At 71.0% G+C, this 2151-nt stretch carries 3 protein-coding genes; all 3 read right to left on the bottom strand.

Going from position 1 to position 2151, the window contains the following annotated elements:
• Positions 1 to 1147 (bottom strand): arginine deiminase family protein (locus tag Q7W29_13120; protein ID MDO9172761.1); only part of this gene is annotated, 1147 nt, incomplete at its 3' end.
• Positions 1148 to 1265: 118 nt separating this feature from the next.
• Positions 1266 to 1820: a hypothetical protein gene (locus Q7W29_13115; GenBank protein MDO9172760.1), complete on the bottom strand. Its 555-nt coding sequence runs from the start codon at positions 1818 to 1820 to the stop codon at positions 1266 to 1268.
• Between the two features lie 85 nt (positions 1821 to 1905).
• Positions 1906 to 2151 (bottom strand): hypothetical protein (locus Q7W29_13110; protein MDO9172759.1); only part of this gene is annotated, 246 nt, incomplete at its 5' end.

The raw sequence follows: 2151 nt of genomic DNA, 5'->3' as shown, positions 1-2151 counted from the left end.
CGGGATCGACGCGCCCCTCGGCCACGTCGCGGGCCTCGACGACCGCGAAGCCGTGGCGGTCCAGCTCCTCGACCGTGTGGACGTTGCGCGCGTAGACGATCACGCGCCCCGGCGCCAGCGCGAAGCTGTTGGTGCCGGAGTGCCACTGCTCGCGCTCCTGGAGCCAGGGATCGGTGTGGCCGCCGCAGGCCACCGGCTCGAGGTCCAGCCCGAGCCGGCGCAGGCAGTCCAGCAGGTGCTCGTCCTCGCGGATCGAGACGACGCGCCCCCCCTCGACGCGCAGGTGCACCGTGCGCAGGCGCGACGGCCCCGTGATCACGGGCTCGTAGATCAGGCAGGCGTCGCGGTCCAGGATGGTGAAGACCATGTCGAGGTGGATGAACGACTCCGGCGCCGCCGGCAGCTCCTGCACCACGACGTCGAAGCGCCCGCGGGTCTCGCGCAGCCGCTCGACGACGAAGTCGACCGCCTGCGGCGAGGTGCGCTGGCCGAGGCCGAAGATCAGCAGGTCCTCGCGCGCGACCAGCACATCGCCGCCCTCGAGCTTCAGGGCGGCGCCGACCGGCGGCTCCGGCTCGACGGTGCGCGCGCGCAGGTCCGGGTGGCACCGCAGCACCGCCTCGAGGATGACCGCCTCGCGCTCGCGCACCGCGCTGGCCATGCGGCCGACCAGGACGCGGTCGCCGACCACGGCCGCCGCGTCGCGCATGAAGAACAGGTTGTGCAGGGGGCGCAGGGCGTGGCGCTCGGCGCTGAGGTGGTCGGTCAGCGACGCCGGCTCCAGGGCGATGCCCTCCACGAGGCGCCGCGCCAGCTCCGCGGCGGGCAGCGCCGCCAGGACGCCCTCGAGCCGATCGACGCCCTCGCGCGCGCAGATGCGTCTCAGCAGCGCGGATCGCGCCGCCTCGTCGGCGAGCACGTCCGCCAGCAGCTCGTCCACGTGCAGGACCCGCGCGCTGCGGGCCAGCACCCCCTCCAGCACGGCGTACTCCGCCGCGGCCTCCTGCAGGTTGAGGATGTCGCTGTAGAGCGCCCGCTCGGCGTTCTGCGGCGTCATGTTCTCGATCTCGGGGCCCGGCCGGTGCAGCAGGACCGCCTCCAGCCCGCCGATCTCGGAGTCCACCGCCACCTGGATCCTGTCGCTCATCACGTGCTCCCTTCAGGTGGTGCCAGAGTAAGCCGGTGCCGCGGGACGGCAAATCGAAATGCAGAGCGCCGGCCCACAGCGACCGGCGCTCCGCCTTCCCTCACCTGCCGGAAGCGGATCAACGATAGAGGACCTTCACGCCGCCCCAGGTGGCGTCCTCGTTGCCGACGTAGGTGCCGGCCTCGATGGCGGCGGTGTCGAGCCGCGCCTCGGGCCAGGCCACGATCTCCATGTCGTCGTCCTGGCTGGCGACCAGGGCCAGGCCGACCTGGACGGGGCCGTCCAGCAGGAACGCCCAGCTCGCCACGGCGGTGCCGCCGACGGTCAGGAACGGCGTGCTGAGGTCGAAAGCGCCGGTCAGCGGCATCGTGATGGCCCACAGGAAACCGCCCTGGGGGTCGGGCACGAAGGCGACCAGATCGGCGACCCAGTCCACGAGGACGCCGTCGCCGTCACGGCGCTGCCCGTTGAAGGCCTCGCCGGTCCAGTGGATCGACAGGTCGTCGATCGAGCCGACCTCGGGCGCGAGGGTGAAGGTGGTGGTCCGGGCGCTCTCCCCGAACCTCGCGACGTACGTCCCGTCGAGATCCGTCAGGGGGATGACCAGGGAATCGGCCAGCGCGGGCACGGCGGCGATCAGGCAGAACAGCAGCAGCAGGCGCAAGGTAGTCATGTCGGTCTCCCGGTTCGCGACGGCGAGGGGGCATGACCGGCACACCTGGCCGGTCTCCATGTCAATAATTATACCATCGTCAGAATTATTGATCAATAGTGATTATTGCAACAAGGCGGTGGAGTTTTGCCATGCGGGGAGCGGGAGGCGGGAGGCGGTCCAGGTCGCGCAACAGATCATGTAAGTGATTCCATGCCAATGGGATGTGGTCGCGGAAGGCTCGTTTGCCCTTGACGTTCGACAGGAACGCGAAGGCGCCCAGGGCCTGCATGACGCGCTGCAGCCCGGCCAGGGTCGCCGCACGGAGCAGGTCCGATTCGGCGCGCGGGGC

It is taken from the genome of bacterium (assembly GCA_030654305.1).
GTDB lineage: Bacteria > Krumholzibacteriota > Krumholzibacteriia > LZORAL124-64-63 > LZORAL124-64-63 > PNOJ01.
This window is presented reverse-complemented; position numbering and strand designations above follow the sequence as displayed.